Source organism: Alkalihalophilus lindianensis (assembly GCF_032843265.1).
GTDB lineage: Bacteria > Bacillota > Bacilli > Bacillales > Bacillaceae_D > Alkalihalophilus > Alkalihalophilus lindianensis.
Map to the genome: position 1 here is coordinate 1 of NZ_JAWJBA010000290.1, position 274 is coordinate 274.

At 38.0% G+C, this 274-nt stretch carries 1 protein-coding gene; it reads left to right on the top strand.

The window, feature by feature from the left end:
• Positions 1-229 (top strand): sigma-70 family RNA polymerase sigma factor (locus tag RYX56_RS22300; RefSeq protein ID WP_317124113.1); only part of this gene is annotated, 229 nt, incomplete at its 5' end.
• Positions 230-274: the final 45 nt, after the last annotated feature.

A 274-nucleotide genomic window follows, 5' to 3' on the forward strand; every position in this document is an offset into this window, starting at 1 on the left:
TGACCATTCTTTGCCTGAAACAGAGTTAGAAAGTTTAGAACTGCAGGAAACGGTACAAAAGGAAATTTTAAAACTTCCTGAAAAATATCGATCGGCCATTGTTTTAAAATATATCGAGGATCTGTCTTTAAATGAAATAAGTGAAATTCTTAACCTCCCACTTGGAACGGTTAAAACGAGAATTCACCGTGGCCGGGAAGCCCTAAGACAACAATTACGGTATGTGTAAGAGGTGAAGCTTTTATGTGTCCAGACCATATCATCGAACTAATGC